This is a genomic window from Methylolobus aquaticus (assembly GCF_054172105.1).
Genome location: NZ_JBSYXP010000015.1, coordinates 111,881 through 129,767 on the forward strand (window position 1 = coordinate 111,881; position 17,887 = coordinate 129,767).

Annotated in this window: 13 protein-coding genes; 11 read left to right on the plus strand and 2 right to left on the minus strand. The window is 65.5% G+C overall.

Annotation, left to right across the window (positions count from 1 at the left end):
- Positions 1–26: 26 nt before the first annotated feature.
- On the minus strand, positions 27–542 hold the full coding sequence (locus ACW73L_RS17985) for a YkvA family protein (RefSeq protein WP_498923960.1): 516 nt from the start codon (positions 540–542) through the stop codon (positions 27–29).
- Positions 543–627: 85 nt separating this feature from the next.
- Positions 628–1,023, minus strand: a complete 396-nt coding sequence (locus tag ACW73L_RS17990) for a hypothetical protein (protein ID WP_498923961.1) — start codon at positions 1,021–1,023, stop codon at positions 628–630.
- A 233-nt stretch (positions 1,024–1,256) separates the two neighbouring features.
- On the opposite strand from ACW73L_RS17990, the gene ACW73L_RS17995 reads away from it, so the two are divergent.
- The 11 genes from ACW73L_RS17995 to ACW73L_RS18045 all read left to right on the plus strand — a co-directional run.
- Positions 1,257–2,393 carry a BtaA family protein gene (locus tag ACW73L_RS17995; RefSeq protein WP_498923971.1) on the plus strand — a complete coding sequence of 379 codons (1,137 nt, stop codon included), beginning with the start codon at positions 1,257–1,259 and terminating at the stop codon, positions 2,391–2,393.
- Positions 2,394–2,425: 32 nt separating this feature from the next.
- The gene (locus ACW73L_RS18000; protein ID WP_498923972.1) at positions 2,426–3,094 is read left to right on the plus strand and encodes a class I SAM-dependent methyltransferase; all 669 of its coding nucleotides are present in this window, start codon (positions 2,426–2,428) and stop codon (positions 3,092–3,094) included.
- A 140-nt stretch (positions 3,095–3,234) separates the two neighbouring features.
- The gene (locus ACW73L_RS18005) at positions 3,235–4,689 is read left to right on the plus strand and encodes a phenylacetate--CoA ligase family protein (protein ID WP_498923962.1); all 1,455 of its coding nucleotides are present in this window, start codon (positions 3,235–3,237) and stop codon (positions 4,687–4,689) included.
- A gap of 115 nt (positions 4,690–4,804) precedes the next feature.
- Positions 4,805–5,548, plus strand: coding sequence for a class I SAM-dependent methyltransferase (locus ACW73L_RS18010; RefSeq protein WP_498923963.1), 744 nt, complete (start codon positions 4,805–4,807; stop codon positions 5,546–5,548).
- A 639-nt stretch (positions 5,549–6,187) separates the two neighbouring features.
- Complete coding sequence (locus ACW73L_RS18015) at positions 6,188–8,542, plus strand: penicillin acylase family protein (RefSeq protein WP_498923964.1); 2,355 nt, start codon at positions 6,188–6,190, stop codon at positions 8,540–8,542.
- Between the two features lie 198 nt (positions 8,543–8,740).
- Entirely contained in the window at positions 8,741–10,072 is a 1,332-nt protein-coding gene (locus tag ACW73L_RS18020) for a lysine N(6)-hydroxylase/L-ornithine N(5)-oxygenase family protein (protein WP_498923965.1), read from the plus strand.
- Positions 10,069–11,091 (plus strand): GNAT family N-acetyltransferase, encoded by a 1,023-nt coding sequence (locus ACW73L_RS18025; protein WP_498923966.1) that lies wholly within the window; start codon positions 10,069–10,071, stop codon positions 11,089–11,091. Before ACW73L_RS18020 ends, ACW73L_RS18025 begins: the two co-directional genes overlap by 4 nt.
- Positions 11,092–11,220: 129 nt before the next feature.
- Complete coding sequence (locus tag ACW73L_RS18030) at positions 11,221–11,433, plus strand: MbtH family protein (RefSeq protein ID WP_498923967.1); 213 nt, start codon at positions 11,221–11,223, stop codon at positions 11,431–11,433.
- Positions 11,433–12,203, plus strand: a complete 771-nt coding sequence (locus ACW73L_RS18035) for a thioesterase II family protein (protein WP_498923968.1) — start codon at positions 11,433–11,435, stop codon at positions 12,201–12,203. The genes ACW73L_RS18030 and ACW73L_RS18035 overlap by 1 nt, the downstream gene beginning before the upstream one ends.
- Positions 12,200–13,174 carry a TauD/TfdA family dioxygenase gene (locus ACW73L_RS18040; protein WP_498923969.1) on the plus strand — a complete coding sequence of 325 codons (975 nt, stop codon included), beginning with the start codon at positions 12,200–12,202 and terminating at the stop codon, positions 13,172–13,174. Before ACW73L_RS18035 ends, ACW73L_RS18040 begins: the two co-directional genes overlap by 4 nt.
- 58 nt (positions 13,175–13,232) lie before the next feature.
- Positions 13,233–17,887, plus strand: a 4,655-nt coding sequence (locus ACW73L_RS18045; RefSeq protein WP_498923970.1) for an AMP-binding protein, incomplete at its 3' end; no start/stop codon positions are given.

Sequence of the window (17,887 nt, forward strand, 5' to 3'; positions counted from 1 at the left end):
GCCGGCGATGGTGAGGGCGCCCGCAGTCATCGGAACATGTCGCGCATCATGCGTGTCAGCCGTTTCGGAAAGAATTCGATGGCGCCGTCGCCGACTGCCAGCAGATGTTTCAGCAGTTCGAACACATCCTGATCGCCGGCCCAGTGCCGCCGCACGGCGGCGGCGACCTCGGGCTTCTCGGTTTCCAGAAACTTGTTCAGCGCGACGATGATCACGATCAGGTCGTCGACCCAGCCGGCAATCGGCAGCGCGTCCGGGATCAGATCGATAGGGCTCATCACATAGACCAGCGCGGCAATCAACGCGCCCTTGTTCTCTGAGGGGACGCTCTTGTCGAGCAACAGGCTGACGCCTAGGTGGAAGAGATCCGGCAGGGTCGACAGGTATTCGACCAGGCCCCCGAAAGCCGACGACGCCGGTGGCCCGGGCGCTTTTCGGCGCGCCAGCGAATGGCGGATCCGCGCGCGCAACCGTTGATAAAAATCGAAGTAGGCCGACCCGTCTCGGGTGGCGGTGAGAACCACGGCCTTGCTGTCGGACATTACTGGGCTCGCTCGGGATGGTGTGCTGCCGCCGGACCAGCGTAATGGTGCCCCGGCCGAAACGCAATCCGCGCGGGTCGGTGGGTCAATGTCCTCGCAATCCGCGGGCCAGAAAGCCGATCCCGCCGGCCAGCAGACTCAGCATGATCAGCGTGTTGAAGAGACTCGTGGGTTGGAAGTAGAAATGCAGGTTCATGACGATACCCGTCACGACGATGACCAGCCCCGCGGCCAACAGTAACCAGCCGGCGGGCGACTTGCCATTGAAGAACAGCACTCCCACGCCCAGGATCAGCGGAACCAGCGACAGTCCCATCGCGTTGTATCCCCAAAGTTGCCAGTACCCGCTGCTCACCGTCACCTGACTGGTTAGCAGGTACAGTGCCGCGGTGGCCATCAGGACGCCGACGATGAACTCGCCCAGGCCGCCGGGCGTGCCGCCCGGTCCCTCGAATCCGCTCCGGCCGTCGTTCTCTGCCATCTGCAATTCACCGTTATTCTGGCGATACCCACTGCGCGGCCGCATGTTAGCACGCGGCGCCTTCTTTGCCGCGAGCGCAAGTTTGCTTGCGGGTGCGCCTTGCCGGAGATCTTCAGGCAATCGTATTGTCACATCCGACGTGTATCGTGCCGAAAACCTAAATCCAGAGGATTCCGGCCCTGAAACACGAACCGACTCTGACCGAACGCGTCGATCAACGAATTTTCGACGCGATCTACTCCCGTTCCCTTGTCTACAACACGTGCTGGGAAGATCCGGCCGTGGACCGCCGGGCCCTGCAACTCGGACCGGACGACAAGATGCTGGTTATCACCAGTGCCGGGTGCAATGTCCTCGACTACGCGCTGACGGGTCCCCGCCATATCTATGCCGTCGATGCGAACCCGCGGCAGACCGCCTTGCTGGAACTCAAGCTGGCAGGTATCCGCCGGCTCGATTTCAGCGATTTTTTTGCGACGTTTGGCCAGGGGTACCACGCTCACTTCCCGGAACTCTACCGCGATCTGCTGCGCGCCGAGCTTTCCGAGTTTGGGCGCGCGTTCTGGGACCGTAACGCCGGCTGGTTCGTCAGCCGCCAGGGCAGTTTCTACTACCATGGCCTGTCGGGGCTGGTGGCTCGTCTGTTCCGGACTTATCTGGCGATGCGGCCGCGACTGGCCGAGCCGGTGCTGGCGCTGTTCGAGACACAGAACCTCGAGGAGCAACGCCGCCTCTACGACGAGCACATCCAGCCGCAACTCTGGCACCGCGGCCTGAACTGGGCTTTGTCCCGGCAACTGACGATGAGCCTGCTGGGGGTGCCGACCGCGCAGCGCCGTGAGGTTCAGGCACAGCATGCCGGAGGCGTCGCCGGGTTCGTGCGCGACTCGATCGAGTATGTGTTCCGTCAACTGCCGGTCTGGAATAACTATTTCTGGAGCGTCTACGTGCGTGGCCGCTACGGCGAGGCGTGCTGTCCGGAGTATCTGAAGCGCGACAATTTCCTGGCCCTAAAGGGCGGTCTGGTGGACCGTATCAGTGCGCACACCTGCACCGTGACGAGCTTCCTGCACGCTACGCCCGAGGCGCTCTCGCGCTTCGTGTTGCTGGACCATATGGACTGGATGTCCAGTGTGAACCCTGTCGCGCTGCGCGAAGAATGGGAGGCCATCCTTGACCGTGCGACACCGAATGCCCGCATCATCTTCCGCAGTGCGCACGCGCGGCCGGCCTACCTGGAGCAGCTCGAACTCGGCGGACAGCGTCTGAAGGACCGGCTGCAGTTCGACGACGCGCTGGCGGCGCGCCTGCAGACCGAGGACCGCGTGCATACCTACGCCGGCTTCCACATTGCCGACGTGCCGACATGAGCGTCGCGTCCGATTTGCGGGTCGTGCTGCACATGCTCCGGGGCATGCCGCGGAGTGGCGATGCGGCAGCGCGGCTGCAAGCGTTTTACGCGCCGCAGGCTTCAGCCTATGACGACTTCCGCGAGCGCCTGCTGCAAGGGCGCCGCGAGTTGATCGAGCAACTCGAACTGCCGCGGTGCGCCCGCATCGTGGAACTCGGGGCCGGCACGGGCCGCAATCTGGATCACTTCGGCCAGCGGCTCAACGCGTTCGAATCGGTGGACCTGGTCGACCTGTGTCCGGCGCTGCTGGCCGAGGCCCGGCAGCGCGCGGCGTCGTTTCCGAACGTGCGGGTGGTCGAGGGGGACGCGACGAGCTATCGCCCCGCGCACTCCGTCGACTGCGTGATCTTTTCATACAGCCTGACGATGATCCCCGACTGGAACGCCGCGCTGGGCAACGCCATGGCGATGCTCAAGCCGGGCGGCCTGCTGGCCGTTGTTGATTTCACCGTTTCTCCACAGCAGGGCCGGCTGGCCAGCCTGTTCTGGCGCGCGTGGTTCGGCCACGATGGCGTGCGACTGAACGCGGAGCATGTGAGCGCTCTCCGCGGGCTATGCCGTGACCACGCGGTCGAAGAGCGTCGAGCGCCGATTCCGTATCTGCCTGGCCTCCGGGTGCCGTACTACCTGTTCATTGGTCGCGCCGGGTTCGCCGCATAACCCCCGATAGACAATAGAGCCGTGGCTGCGCCGCCGGGCAGTGTCGGCCCATCACGCACCGCGCCATCGTCTTTCGTGGTCACTGCGCTGACCCGAGTGTACGGTGCGGCCTTCGTATCCCCACGCTGCCGCGATAAACAATGCCATTCAATCAGGTCCGCCTCCGCCAACTCTTCCTCGGCGGCTTCCTGCGAGCCATCGGAGCTGAAGAGATCTATCGCCGTACTGCGATGGTGCCCGAGGGCCCCGCATCGAGCGCTTTTCTGCGGGCGGAACTGCAGAAGCTGCTGGAACGGGTCGATCGGTCCAACCCATTTTTCAGGGGGCGCTTCCGGTCCTTCCTGGGCCAGACCGAAAAGGCGACGGATGCCGACTTCTTCCAGCGTTACGCCCAGTTGCCGGTATTCACGAAGGACGACTACCTGGATGCCGGGGTCGCCGTCATGGATGCCGCCTATCAGAACCGTCTCGAAGAACTGACACTGCGTTTCGGAACAACCGCCTGGGGACTGTTTCGGCAGCTTCGGTCGACGGATTTCGTGTTGCCCATGTGCACCGGCGGCACGACCGCCGAACCCCTGGTGGTGCGGATGAACAAGGAGCACACGTTCGCGCTACTGTTCAGTTTCTTCGCGTGTTGGCGGCGCATGGGCTGGGAATTGGGGCAACCCGTGCTGGTGTTCTACCCGGCGGGCACTTACAACATCGACGAACTCGCAGCGTTCAACCGCCTGGGCGCGATGACCGGCTTCCGGATCATGCTGTTCAGCCATCTGGATGAACCCACGATCGAGCATTTACTGTCGGAAATGGATGCGTTCCGGCCGGAACTATTGCTGATCTTCCCGTCGCCGTTGAACGTGATCGCGCAGACGATTCGGCGCCGGGGATTGAGGCTCGGGCATCAGCCGCGCCTGATCAACGTCAGCGGTGAAACCTTTTTCGACTGTCAGCGCAGCAATATTCAAGGCGTGTTCCCGCGCAGCCGGATAGAGGATTCGTACGGCTCGGTGGAGTTGGGCGAAATCGCTCACCAGGCGGGAAACGCCCTTGAGGTGTTCGGGCACCTCGCCTATGTGGAGACGGTCGGGCAGGGGAGCGATCTCGGCGAGGCAGTCATCACCCGCCTGGGGCTAAGCGCGTTTCCCTTCATCCGCTATGCGATGAAGGATCTGTTCAGGGCCGGGCCGCGCCCCGAGGCACACCTTGGCTTGTCGCAGATCGCCTGGATCGAGGGCAAGAACACCACGTTCCTGGAGTTTGCCGGAGGTCGGCGCATCCATGCCTCCTTCTTCAACCGCTTGGTCAACGCGGTCAACGCCGGGGTCGGGGACGCGATCGCCGAAATCAAGGTCTACGAACGCGGTGCGCAGCGGCTGGAGATTCAGCTGATCCTGCGCAATCCGGGGGCGGAGGAGGCAATCCGTGATGCGCTGCAGCGCCGGATCCATGAGCAACTAGGTCCCGAGGTCGACTGCGCAATCCGGTTCGTGGATGCCATCGATCACGATTACCGGCGGAAGTACCGGCCCATCGAGCGGGACATCGATACGGAGTGGGCGGGCGGGGTCATGGGGCGGGTTGGCGTGGTCTGAGAATGCCTTCACCGAAGCGCTGGGCAGGCCGTTTGGCCTCCTGGAGGCAGGGGCAGCAGAGCGGGTGCGTCTGCACTAGAATCGCTTCCGTAGTTGAATAATTTCGGAGCAAATCATGTCCGCCTCGTCGCCCTCTGTGTCCCCAGCGATCGCCCATCCTACGGTCGAAGAGTTTTTCGAATCGGCCTGGGCGGCCTACGCGGCGATCCTCGACAACAACTACATGTGTCACCGGGAGATTTTCGATGCGCTCGGGAGTTGCCTGGCGTCGCACTATCACGGGCGGCCATTCTCGCTGATCGACCTCGGTTGTGGCGATGCGCGCTTCATCGCAGAGGCGCTGAAGGGGACGGCCGTCAATCGCTATGTCGGCTACGACATCGCTGACACGGCCCTCGTCGAGGCTGGCCGCCAACTTGGCCGTCTCCCCTGCACGGTGGAGCTACGGGAAATGGATCTGATGGATGCGCTACGGTTCGGCGACGAACGGTTCGACGTCGTGTTCACAAGCTTTGCGGTGCACCATTTGGAGACGTCGGAAAAGGCGGAATTCTTTCGACAGGCCGCGCGGCGCGTCGCACCCGGTGGACTGCTGGTGATGATCGACGTCATGCGCGCGGAAGGAGAGGATCGCATTGCCTACCTGCAGCGCTATATCGGCCGGGCCCGGGCTCAGTGGACGAATCTGACCGAGAACGCCATCGATGCGGTGTGCTGCCATATCGATGACCGGGACTTTCCGGAAGCGCCATCGACGCTGACCCGTATGGCCGCTGACGCCGGTTTCGGCGCACCGACCGTCCTGCCGGCCTATTGCGACCATCACACGCTGATCTGGCAGCTGACCGACGCGGGGTGAACTCCGGGCGCATGCCCGGATCAGGCGATGGTCGGTGGCTCGATCGCTCGATGGCGTGTCATCAAGATCCTGCTCATGTTTCCTGAACGGATGTCGTCGCAAGGCGGCCTGTCCTTTAAGCGGTAGGTCTCGCCCGGCCTGGCCGCTCCGGCACCTTCGCCGGTGGCGTTCCCTGTGCCGCCTGCCCGCCTCTGCGGAGCCCTGCCGCCACGGCTTTCGTGGTGCGTTCGTGTCATTGCCGCATTCTTCTTGGCCTCAGCTAGCCATCGAGTCATCGCGTTCACGGCTGGGAATGCCACCGTGGCCGGTTTCCACTCCAACGGAACCTTGCCCCCGGCGATGCACGGTGCGCTGGTCCTCGCGCCGGGGTCACTCAATTGACGCGCGGCGCGTGATCCGCAAACGATGCTCATTGCACATGTAAATGCGACCGGATATCATCTGCGTTCAAATCTTGTCCAGATGGACCGTGCTGCGCAAAGAAACCAATGTCCCGTTTTGAAAATCAAGGACAGCCCCGAGTCCGAGTGCATTGGTTGTGGTGCTTCTGTAGGCAATACGGCAGGTCGTTGCGTCAGGTCATCCGGCGCTTCGCCCATGGGGTTCCTTCGTGATCGCATGGGTGACGGAGTTCGGACCGTGAAGATCTGGGTGATCGTCTTGATGCTGGTGAGTGCCCGCGTCGGCGTCGCTGCAACTGAACATTCCCGCGCCGTCATAGGCATTGCCGCCTTGGTGGAGATCGTTCGCGACCGGGAGGGGATACCCCATATCTTCGCGGACACGGAAGCCGATGCGTATTTCGCGCTGGGCTACGTGCACGCGGAAGATCGTCTCTGGCAGATGGAAATGAACCGGCGCTCGGGGTCGGGGACGCTCGCCGAACTGTTGGGTGCCTCGGCACTGTCTGAGGACCGTTTGATCCGAACCGTGGGATTGAGACGTGCGGCGCAGGCCAATCCACCGCACTTGGATGCCGCGACACGGGAGATCCTCGCCGCGTACGCCGCCGGTGTGAATGCTTACCTGGGGCAGGTCACGGTGCTGCCGCCCGAGTTCCTGGTGGCTCGCACGACACCTCTGCCGTGGAGTCCGGAGGACTCCCTGACCTGGATGAAAATGATGGCGTGGACGCTGTCCGGCAACTGGTGGGAAGAGTTGCTGAATGTCCGTCTGCGTGAACAGCTCACGGCGCGCCAGGTGGCAGAGCTGCTGCCGCCTTATCCCGGCGATCAGCCTCGGTTGCTGCCCGATCCCGGGGGTTTGTACGGGTTTCAGTCCAATCGCGCCGACGCGCTGCTGGCAGTGGGCTCCCGCAGCCGACCGGATAGCCGCGGCTCCAACAACTGGGTCGTCAGCGGAGCCAGGACGAAGCATGGCAAGCCCTTGCTGGCGAACGACCCGCATACCCGGCTCAGCGCGCCTTCACTCTGGTACTTCGCGCATTTGCACGCTCCGGGACTGAACGTCATCGGGGCCACGTTGCCTGGCGTGCCGGGGGTATTCCTCGGTCGCAACGACCGTGTCGCGTGGGCTTTCACGAACACCGGGTCGGACACGCAGGACCTCTACGTCGAACGACTGGTTGACGATGAGGGTGACCGCTACGTCACGCCGGGCGGAGCGGCGCCCTTCGAGCGTGTTGCGGAACGGATAGCAGTGCGTGGCGCCGCGGCCGAGACGCTGCCGGTGCGGATGACCCGGCACGGCCCGGTCATCTCGGATGTTGTCGAAGAGGCGGCCGGCCTCAGCCCGCGCGGGTCGGTCATTGCCCTCGGCTGGGTCGGACTGAGGTCCGACGATCTGACGGCGCAGTTCATGCTGCACGCGGCGAAGGCCCGCAGCGCGGGCGAGTTGCGCGAGGCCGCGCGCTTCCTGCATACCCCGCAGCAAAACGTCGTGTTTGCGGACGTGGATGGCACGATTGGTTTCGTTGCGGCGGGCCGCGTGCCCGTCCGCAAGCCGCGGAACGATCTGATGGGCCTGATGCCAGCGCCGGGCTGGGACGAGCGTTACGACTGGGATGGTGTGATTGCGTTCGAGCAACTGCCCGCGTTGGGCAATCCACCGGACGGAAAGATCGTGACGGCCAACCAGAAGGTCACACCGCCCGACTATCCATTCTGGATCACCTCCGGTTGGTTTCCGCCCTATCGCGCGGATCGCATCGCCGAACTCCTGGACCGCACCCCTCGGCATGACGTCGCCTCCTTCGCCGCGATCCAGTCGGACGTCGAGAATCCGGTGGCCGGGCAACTGCTCTCCGAGCTGCTGCAATGGGAGCCCGTCGGCGCGAAGGAGCGAGCTGCCGTGGCCGCTCTGCGGGCATGGGACCGCAGGATGGCGACCGACAGCCGGGAAGCCTTGGTTTTCGTGGAGTGGCTCCGGCAGCTCGACGGCGTCCTGCTGAAGGACCGGCTCGGCGAGCTGTACCAATGGCTGGACGACTACAACCCGTTGTTCCTGAAGAACGTGCTGAGTCGCCATGATGACCCCTCAGGCTGGTGTGGACCGCCGACGTCCGATGGCCAGCCGGCCTGTCGCAAGGTCGTGGAGTCGGCGCTGAGCGTGGCGCTGGCCGAGCTCGAGCGCCGCTACGGCTCGGATCAGTCGCGGTGGTCATGGGGGCGGGCACACGTCATTCGCTCCGGGCATCTGCCCGCTGGTGCGCTCGGATTCCTTGGGCGCTGGCTGGATTTTCAGATCCCGGGGCCGGGGGGGCGAGATACCGTCAACGTCAGCGGTTATGCCTTCGATACCGAATCTGGTTTGTACGTAGGGGATACCGGGGCGAGTTTCCGGGCTATTTATGACCTGGGCAACCCGGAGGAGTCAGTCTTCATTCTGAACACGGGGCAGTCGGGAAATCCATTGTCTTCCCATTATGGCGACATGGTCGACGACTGGCGAGATGGGTGCTATGTCCCGATGCGCACGGATCGGCGAGCGATCATCGAACACGCCAGGGATCGCTTGATCCTGAGTCCGGGCTGAGCGTCTCCGTGCGCGGTTCCGGGTTATTTGAAGCGGAACAGGCGCCCATCCGCTTCGAGCGGGATGCCTCGGCAGCGGGCAGCGTCCGGTCCCGATGAATAGGCTGCTTGGACAAGGGTGTGAGCGTTCTGGGAACGCCGCGGTTCGATTCGGCGAGGCGCAGTGCTCTGTGGTAAATCATGAACCGAGGTCTCGAGAATGAAAGGAATCCTGGACATTGCAGGTATCGGAATCGGTCCGTTCAACCTGAGTCTGGCCGCCCTGATGGCACCCCTGCCCGAGGTGTCGGCGCGCTTCTACGAGCGGCGCCCGAGCTTCGATTGGCACCCGGGGATGATGCTTCCCGGAACGCAGATGCAGACGTCCTTTCTGAAGGATCTGGTCACGCCGGTCGACCCGACCAGCCCCTACGGTTTCCTGGCTTACCTCGTCCGCAAGGGTCGATTTTATCGGTTCGTCAATGCCGATTTTCCACGCGCCAAGCGAGCGGAGTTTGCGGACTACCTCCGCTGGGTGTCCGAGCAGGTGCCGAATCTGGTCTTTCGGAAGAGCGTCGAGGAGGTCAGCTTCGACGACCAGGGGTTCCTGCTCTCCTTCGGCGAGGGAGCACCACAGCGTAGCCGCCATCTGGCCGTCGCGATCGGTCATCGGCCCCATGTGCCTGATTGGGCGCGTTCTCACCTCGGCCGGCATTGCCTGCACAGCCACAGCTACATGACCGCACCGCTATCCGTCGAGAATCGCCGCGTCACCATCGTCGGGGGAGGGCAGAGCGGTGCCGAGATTTTCCTCGACCTGATGGGCGGGGCGCGCGGCCGGCCGGTCGACGTCGTCTGGGTGACGCGCCGCCCGGGCCTCGATCCGCTTGATGAGACGGCGTTCACGAACGAATACTTCACGCCGGATTACGTGCGGCATTTCCACCGACTGCCCGAGTTGCATCGGCACAACCTGGCGACGGCGCAGAAGCTGACCGGGGACGGTGTGTCCCCGGCCACGTTGCAGGCCTTGTCGCAGTACCTGTATGAACGGGATTTCCTGGACGTGGACGGTGCCGGGGTGCCCTACCGGATCATGACGCACCGCGAGGTCCGGGGCATGGCCCGTGAGCGGACGGGCTTTCGCCTGGACATGGCGAACGTGTTCGATGAGTCCCCGGAGCACATCGGCGCCGACATCGTGATCCTCGCGACCGGTTATCGATACGCCTGGCCGGAATGCCTGGCGCCCCTGGATGCGCACATCGAGCGGGACGGTCAGGGCTTTCCCATCCTGTCCGAGGACTATGTCGCCCGCTGGGACGGCCCGGCAGCACATCGGATCTACATGCTGAATGCCGGGCGTAATAGCCATGGTGTTGCCGATGCGCAATTGAGCCTGACCGCGTGGCGCTCTGCGGTGATCATCAACAGTCTGGTTGGTCGGGCGGTCTATGCCGTTGACCCGCAGCCTTCCCCGGTGCATTGGTCCGGGGGGAGGCCGGACAGTCAGGCCGGCGGGCTGGAACCCCGGCTGCAGGTTTGGAAATGAGATCGCTCGAATTCGTCGGGCGACTGCCGGGCGGCGACTCGTTGCAACTGACGATCACCGGTGACGACTGTCAGTTCCGTTGTGGTGATGCGGCCGGTGTGCAGTTGCTACTGCGGCCGCTTGGCTCGGACGCGGTGGCTCTGCGCCTTACGCAGCCGCCGCGATTCGAGTTAGTCCGGTCGCAGGTCGGCCTAATGCTGCACGCGTTGTTCGAAGCCTGCCCCGGCCTGGCTGAGGTCCGGCTCGACGGGCCGGAATGGTCCGGGCGTCTGGAGAGTTTGTCGCAGTCCGGATTGATCGAGCTGCCGGATGCTTCGAACGCACCTGCGGTTGCGCGCCGTGCGCTGGTGCGACAGCTGCCCCGTTTCTGGCTGACTCAGCCGCGCGAACCGTTTCCACTCGCCTACACGGTGACGGGCGGCAAGCGTCATCCGATGCGCCCGCCGATTCCGGGCGGTGAGGTCTATCGCCGCCATGTGCCTCAACTGAATAGTCAGCTGTCGTTCGAGACGGTAGATCCGACGCGGCATCTCGACGCGTTTCATCGCTGGATGAATGATCCGCGCGTCGCGAGCTTCTGGGAACTGGCCGGCACGCGTGAGGAACATCAGGCCTACCTGGGCAAGGTGCTCGCGGACCGCCATATGCATCCGGTCGTCGGCTGCTTCGACGGCCACCCGTTCGGTTATTTCGAGATCTACTGGGCCAAGGAGGACCGGATCGCGCCGTATTACGCGGTCGACGATTACGATCGTGGGATCCACATGCTGGTCGGAGAGCCGGCGTTTCGGGGGCCGCATCGGGTAGCCGCCTGGTTGCCGTCGCTGGCCCATTATCTATTCCTGGACGATCCCCGGACGCGCAATGTGGTCGCGGAGCCGCGCGCCGACAACGCCAAAATGATCGGTTATCTGCAGCGCGCGGGGTTTTACAAGGAAAAGGAGTTCGATTTTCCTCACAAGCGGGCGGCCATGATGATATTGCCGCGCGAGGTTTTCTTCGATCAGTTCTGCATCTGACAGGCCCGTGGACGGGCGGTCGGCGATGGGGGCGGATTGTGAGGAGAATGCTGACGGCAGGACCGGCTACCGGCTGCAATGCCGGGCGGCCGTACCTGGGTTTTGAACTGCGACAAACTTTGACAAGCGATGATATTCGACGACGAAGACGCGATTTTCAATGTAGTGGTCAACCACGAGGAGCAATACTCCATATGGCCGGATTACCGCGAGATTCCAAATGGTTGGACAGCCGTGGGTGTTAGCGGCAAGAAACGGGAATGTCTGGCTTACATCGAGCAGGTGTGGACCGACATGCGTCCGTTGAGCCTGCGCAAGGCCATGGACGACCAGGCAGGCTGATGCAGCCCAGCCCGCATCGCCTGCAGCTGTTCTGTTTCCCGCACGCCGGTGCGAGCGCCCTGGGCTACAGTCGCTGGCAGCGTCGTGTGTCGCAGGATGTCCGGATCGTCCCCGTCGAGCTGCCGGGCCGGGGACGGCGCTGGGGAGAAGCCCTGTGCCGCGACATCGGGTCGGTCGTCGACGATCTGGCCGGCTCGCTGCGCCGGGAGATCGCTGGGCCGTATGCGCTGTTCGGTCATAGCCTCGGGGCACTGTTGGCCTTCGAGGTGGCGCACGCGCTTCGCGCAGGCAAGACGCCGATCCCCGTCGCCTTGTTCGCATCCGGCTGCAGTGCCCCGACGTTGCGCGATTCCGACCGTTACGCGGCCGAGCGCTCCGACGCCGAGCTGATCGCGGAACTGTCGGACTTGGGCGGCACCTCGGCCGAAATCCTCGCGAATGCGGAATGGATGGCCATGACGCTGCCGGTGCTGCGGGCCGACTATCGGGTCTGCGCCAGCTATCGCCCTGTGCCGCGTCTGCCCCTAGCTTGTCCCTTGCATGTGTTTGGCGGGCGAGACGATGAAACGACGCGCGATCGTCTCGCGGCATGGTCGTCCGAGACCTCGGGTCCGTGCACGATCGACTGGTTCGATGGCGGGCATTTTTTCCTGCACGACGCCGAGGCCGAGCTGCTGGGTTTGATTGTGCGTTACGCCGATCAATCTCTGGCGCGGCAGCGGTCAGAGGAATCGCGCGCGGGTCAGAGCGATACCGTGGCCCGCCTATGAGTACTGCCGACCCGTTCACGGTGCTCCCGTTCACCGATAGCGGTCTGCCGCTGCTGATTCGGGCGGATGCGCCCTCGGTGTCGCTGCAGGCCACTTTCCCGCTGCTGCAGCGGCTGATCGACGAGCATCTGCCCCATCGCGGCGGTCTGCTGTTCCGTGGTTTCGAGGTCGATGGTATCGAGGGCTTCCGCGGGTTTGCTGCCGGCTTCGGGCATCCGTTGCTGAACTACGAGTTCGGTTCCACGCCGCGCACCGAACTGGGCGGGGGTGTGTATACGTCGACGGAATACCCGCCGCATCAATCCATTCCGCTGCACAACGAACAGGCGTACACCCGCGAATGGCCGATGAAGATCTGGTTCTATTGCGCGATTGCGCCGGAGCAAGGCGGGGAGACGCCGATCGCCGACAGCCGGGCGATCTATCGCCGGATCGATCCGGCGATACGGTCGCGTTTCGCGGAGCGGGGCGTCATGTACGTGCGCAATTACGGCAACGGTCTCGATGTGCCCTGGACCCAGGTGTTCAACACCACCGACCGGGCGCGTGTCGAGGCTTTCTGCCACTCGCACGCCATCGTGTGCGAGTGGCGCGAGGACGGCGACTTGCGGACCCGCCAGGTCTGCCAGGGCGTTGCGCGTCACCCCCGTACCGGCGATCGGGTCTGGTTCAACCAGGCTCATCTGTTCCATACGTCCAATCTTGCGCCGGAGATTCGTGAATCCTTACTGGCCGTCGTCGACGAGGACGAACTGCCTCGGAATGCCTATTACGGCGACGGTTCGCCGATCGAGGAGACGGTGCTGGACGAAATCCGCGCGGTGCTGCGCGAGGAGCAAGTCAAGTTTCCGTGGGTCGCCGGGGATGTCCTGATGCTGGACAACATGTTGACGGCCCATGCCCGCGCTCCGTTCAAGGGTCCGCGGCGCATCGTCGTCGCGATGGCCGAACCCTGCCGTGAAGCAAACTGACACCCGATTCAACTTCGAGTCTCAGACCCACCACCCAGTCAGCGAAAAGAGACCGACCGTGCACGCACGCCAGGCGAGAAACATCGTGGAACTGCTGCGGCAGCGCGCCGACCTTCATCCGGAACGGCTCGCGCTGCGTGTGCTCGCCGATGGCGCGTCCGTGGAGTCGTCGCTGTCCTATGCGGCGCTCGACCAGGCGGTGGTTACGCTGGCGGCCGAACTGCAGTCGCGGCTTGAAGTCGGCGACCGGGTTCTGCTTGCTCTGCCGACCGGCATGGACTATGTCACCGCCTTCCTGGGCTGTCTCTACGCCGGCGTCATCGCCGTGCCGGCCCACCCACCCGAGTCGTCGCGGTCGCAGTTCCACGAGCGGCTGCGGGCCATCATCGAGGATGCCGCGCCCCGGTTGATCCTGACTCACAGCGCCCTCGTCGACGCGGTCGCCATCGCCCTGTCGCCGGCGATGATCGCCGTGGGTGCCGAGATTGTTGCCGTGGATGCGCTGGGCGATGCCAGCGCGGGCACGGCGTGGCGGATGCCACGGCTCGCAGCGGATGCCATCGCGTTCCTTCAGTACACGTCTGGTTCGACTTCCATCCCGAAAGGGGTGGTCGTGGGCCATGACAACCTGATCGCCAACGAAGCCGCGATTCAGCAGAGTTTCGGCATTGGCGAAGAGGACGCGTTCGTCAGCTGGCTGCCGCTCTACCACGATATGGGGCTGGTTGGGGGCTTGCTGCAACCCTTGTTCAGCGGTATCGCTCTGACCCTGATGTCGCCGCGGCACTTCCTCGAACGCCCCGTGCGCTGGCTGGAGGCCGTGGCGCGTTTCGGCGGTAGCGTGAGCGGGGGGCCCGACTTCGCGTTTCGTCTGTGCGTCGACCGGATTACGGACGCGATGGCGGATGGCCTCGACCTTTCGGCTTGGCGCGTGGCGTTCTGTGGCGCGGAGCCCATCCGTCACGAAACGATGCAGACCTTCGCGGAGCGCTTTCGCGCGCAGCGACTGAACCCGCGGGCCCTATATCCCTGCTATGGACTGGCGGAGGCCACGCTCCTGGTCACCGGAGGAACCCCGGGGGAGGGCGTCATCGCCCGCGCCTGCGATACCGAAAGCGACCCTGCCGCCGTGGACCCGAAGTTTCTCATTGACTGCGGTTTTGCTCAGCCGGACCATGCGGTCGCGATCATCGACGGATCGACTGGCCTGCCGGTAGCGGAAGGCGAGGCCGGGGAAATCCAGATCGCCGGACCCAGCATCGCCCGGGGCTACTGGGGAAAGCCCGACGCCACCGTCGAGACCTTCGTCCAGAGAGCGGGGAGAACCTGGCTGCGAACCGGAGACCTCGGATTGCTGGATGCCGGCCGGCTGTTCGTTACCGGCCGGATCAAGGATCTGATCGTGATCTGTGGCCAAAACATCTATCCACAGGACATCGAGCTCGCCATCGAACAGGAGGTCGAGCTGATCCGCCGGGGTCGTGTCGCCGCGTTTCCGATCGAACGCGGCGGCACCGAGGGCATTGGTATTGCCGCCGAAGTCAGCCGGAACGTGCAGAAGCGCACGCCGCCCGAGGTGTTGTTCGACGCCATCGGCCGGGCCGTGGCGACGCGGTTCCACGAACCGGTCGCCGGCATTCTGTTGCTGCAACCGGGCGCGCTGCCGAAGACGACCAGCGGAAAATTGCAGCGTTCGGCCTGCGCCCGCGCTTGGCGCAACGATTCCCTGGAGCGCTTCGCACGGTATGAGGCCGCGCCGGGCGGCATTGCAGCGGGCGAAGTTGACGAACCCGCGAGCCCGACAGAACGCCTGGTCGCGGCGACATGGCGCGAGGTACTGGGTCTGAGCCGGGTTGCCGCGAGCGACAATTTCTTTGCGCTGGGTGGGCAGTCGATCTCCGCGATCCAGGTCTGCAGCCGGCTGGCCGCGAAGTTGGGTGTTACGGTCGAGCCGTCCTGGTTGTTCGAAGCCGGCAACCTGCGCGACTTGGCGGCCGATCTCGACCGGATGGGTGCCGTCGGGACTCCGCTGCCGATGGTGCGCACCGACGCGATGGACCACTTGCCGCTCAGCACCGGTCAGCAAAGCCTCTACGTGCTGTGGTCGTTGCAGCCGGACTCGGCGGCGTATCACATGGCGGGCGGGGTGCGGCTGCGGGGAGCGGTGGATGCGGCTGCGGTGCGACGGAGTTTCGAGCTGTTGTGCGAGCGGCATGAGCAGTTGCGGACGACGTTCGACGCGGCGGACGGCCAGCCGTTCCAGCGGATTGCCGTCAGCGCTGCGGTGGCGTGGCGGGAACTGGACTTGTCGCCGGTCGGTGGCGGCGCGGCCTGGGATGAGGCGCAGCGGCAGGCGCTGAGCGCGGCGGACGCGCGGGCGCCGTTTGATCTGGCCGCGGGGCCGTTGTGGCGGGTGACCTGGGTGCGGCTGGGGACCGAGGTCCATGAGCTGTGGCTGACGCTGCACCACCTGATCGGGGACGGGTGGTCGCTGCAGCGGCTATTGGGCGAGTTCGCGGTGGTGTATGCGGCGCAGACCGCGGGGCGGGCCGTGACATGGCCGCCGGTGCCGGTGCGCTACGTCGACTATGCGGTGTGGCAGCGCGCGTGGCTGGAGGCCGGGGAGGGCGCACGGCAACTGGACTACTGGCGGGCGCAACTGGGCGATGAACCGGCGCCGTCGCTGCTGCCGGTCGTGGCGGCGGAGAGCGACGCCGGCGGGCGGGTCGCGTTTGCCTTACCGGCGGCGCTGAGCGTCGGGGTCCACGCGCGGGCCCGGGCCGCCGGCGTCACGCCCTTCGTGGTGTTGCTGGCCGCCTTCAAGGCGCTGCTGTACCGGAACAGCGGAGTGAGCGACATCCGAGTCGGCGTCCCGCTGGCGAACCGGCACCGGGCGGAGACCGAGTCGGTCTTCGGCTACTTCGTCAACACGGTGGTATTCCGCACCGCGGTACACGGCGGCCTGACGTTCGCCGACCTGCTAATGCGGGTGCGGGAGACGGCCGTCGGCGCGCAGGCCCATCCCGACCTGCCATTCGAGCAGTTGGTGGAAGCGCTGCAGCCGGAGCGGAGTCTGGAGCGCAATCCGTTGTTCCAGGTCATGTACAACCACCAGGTGCGGGACGTGCGCCCGCTGGAGAGCACGACCGGACTGCGGGTCGAACCGGTGGTGCGGGACAGCGGTGCGGCGCAATTCGACCTCAGTCTCGACACCGAGGACGACGGGGCGGGCGGACTCAGCGGTTTCTTCACCTACGCCGTGGCGCGGTTGGCGGCGGCGACCGTGGCGCGGCTGGCGGGACAGTACGTCGCGCTGCTGGATGCGCTGGTGTCCGCTCCTGCGCAACGGCTGGGCATGGTGGACCTGTTGGTTGACGCGGAGTGGAGCGCGCTGACGGAGTGGAACCGCGGGGCGTGGGAGGGCGTCGGGGAGGGTACGTCCTCGGTCTCGGAACAGATCGCCCGCTGGGCGGCGGGTCAGCCGGACGCGGTGGCGGTGGTTGCGGGCGAGGAGTGCCTGAGTTACGGCGCCCTTGAGGCGGTGTCGAATCGTCTGGCGTGGCGGCTGCGGGCGGCCGGGGTGGGCCCCGAGGTGCTGGTGGCGGTGCGGCTGGAGCGCTCGGTGGAGTTGATCGTCGCGCTGCTAGCGGTGTGGAAGGCCGGTGGGGCTTTCGTGCCGATCGATCCGGCGGCGCCGGCGGCGCGGGTGGCGGAGTTGCTGACACGGGCCGGGGTGGGACTGGGACTGACGTCGGTGGCCTTGCCGCCGCTGGCGTCCGACTCCGGCTGCCACTGGCTGGATCTGGCCACGCTAACGGACGACGACACCGCACACCGGGGGGGCGGGACGGGCGCCGGGACACGCCGTGAAGACGTCCCTGTCGGCTCGGCAGCGGAGTCCCTCCCGCTGACGGTCCCGGCTACCCGACCCGCCCCCCCCGGTTCCGGGCCGATCGAGAGTGGTCGTGGTCGGATGGACGCCCGACCCGGAACCGAGCCGGTGGACGGGGCGACGGACGCGGGAGCCGAGTACGACGCTGGCCCGCCCCCCTCGGTCTCTCACCCGGAGCATCTGGCGTACGTGATCCACACCTCGGGTTCGACGGGGGTGCCGAAAGGGGTGGCGGTGAGCCACGGGGCCCTGAGCCGGCATGTGCAGGCGGCGGCCGCGGCCTATGGTCTGAGGCCGGGGGATGGCGCGCTGCACTTTGCCGCGTTCAGCTTCGATGCGGCGGTCGAGCAATGGACCGTGCCCTTGATCAGCGGCGCCAAGCTGGTGCTGGGCGATCCCGGCTGGACCGGTGAAGACACCCTGGCCGCCCTCGATGCCCACCGGCTCAGCGTGCTCTACCCGCCGACGACCCATGCACTACACCTGGCCGACACGCTGGCCGCACGCGGCGAGACGCGGCGGCTGCGCCGCCTGTGCGTCGGCGGCGAAGCCGTGGCCCGTGCCAGCGTCGCGGCGCTGCGCACCCAGCTGCAGCCCGACTGCCTGATCAACGGCTACGGCCCGACCGAAACCGTCATCACCCCGCTGGCCTGGCTGGCCGATGCCGACCTGCCTTGCGCCAGCGCCTACGCCCCGATCGGCCGGCCGCTGGGACCCCGCACGGCGTGGGTACTGGACGGCGATCTGAACCCGCTGCCGCCGGGCCTGGCCGGCGAGTTGTTCATCGGCGGACCCTTGCTGGCCCGGGGCTACCACGGCCA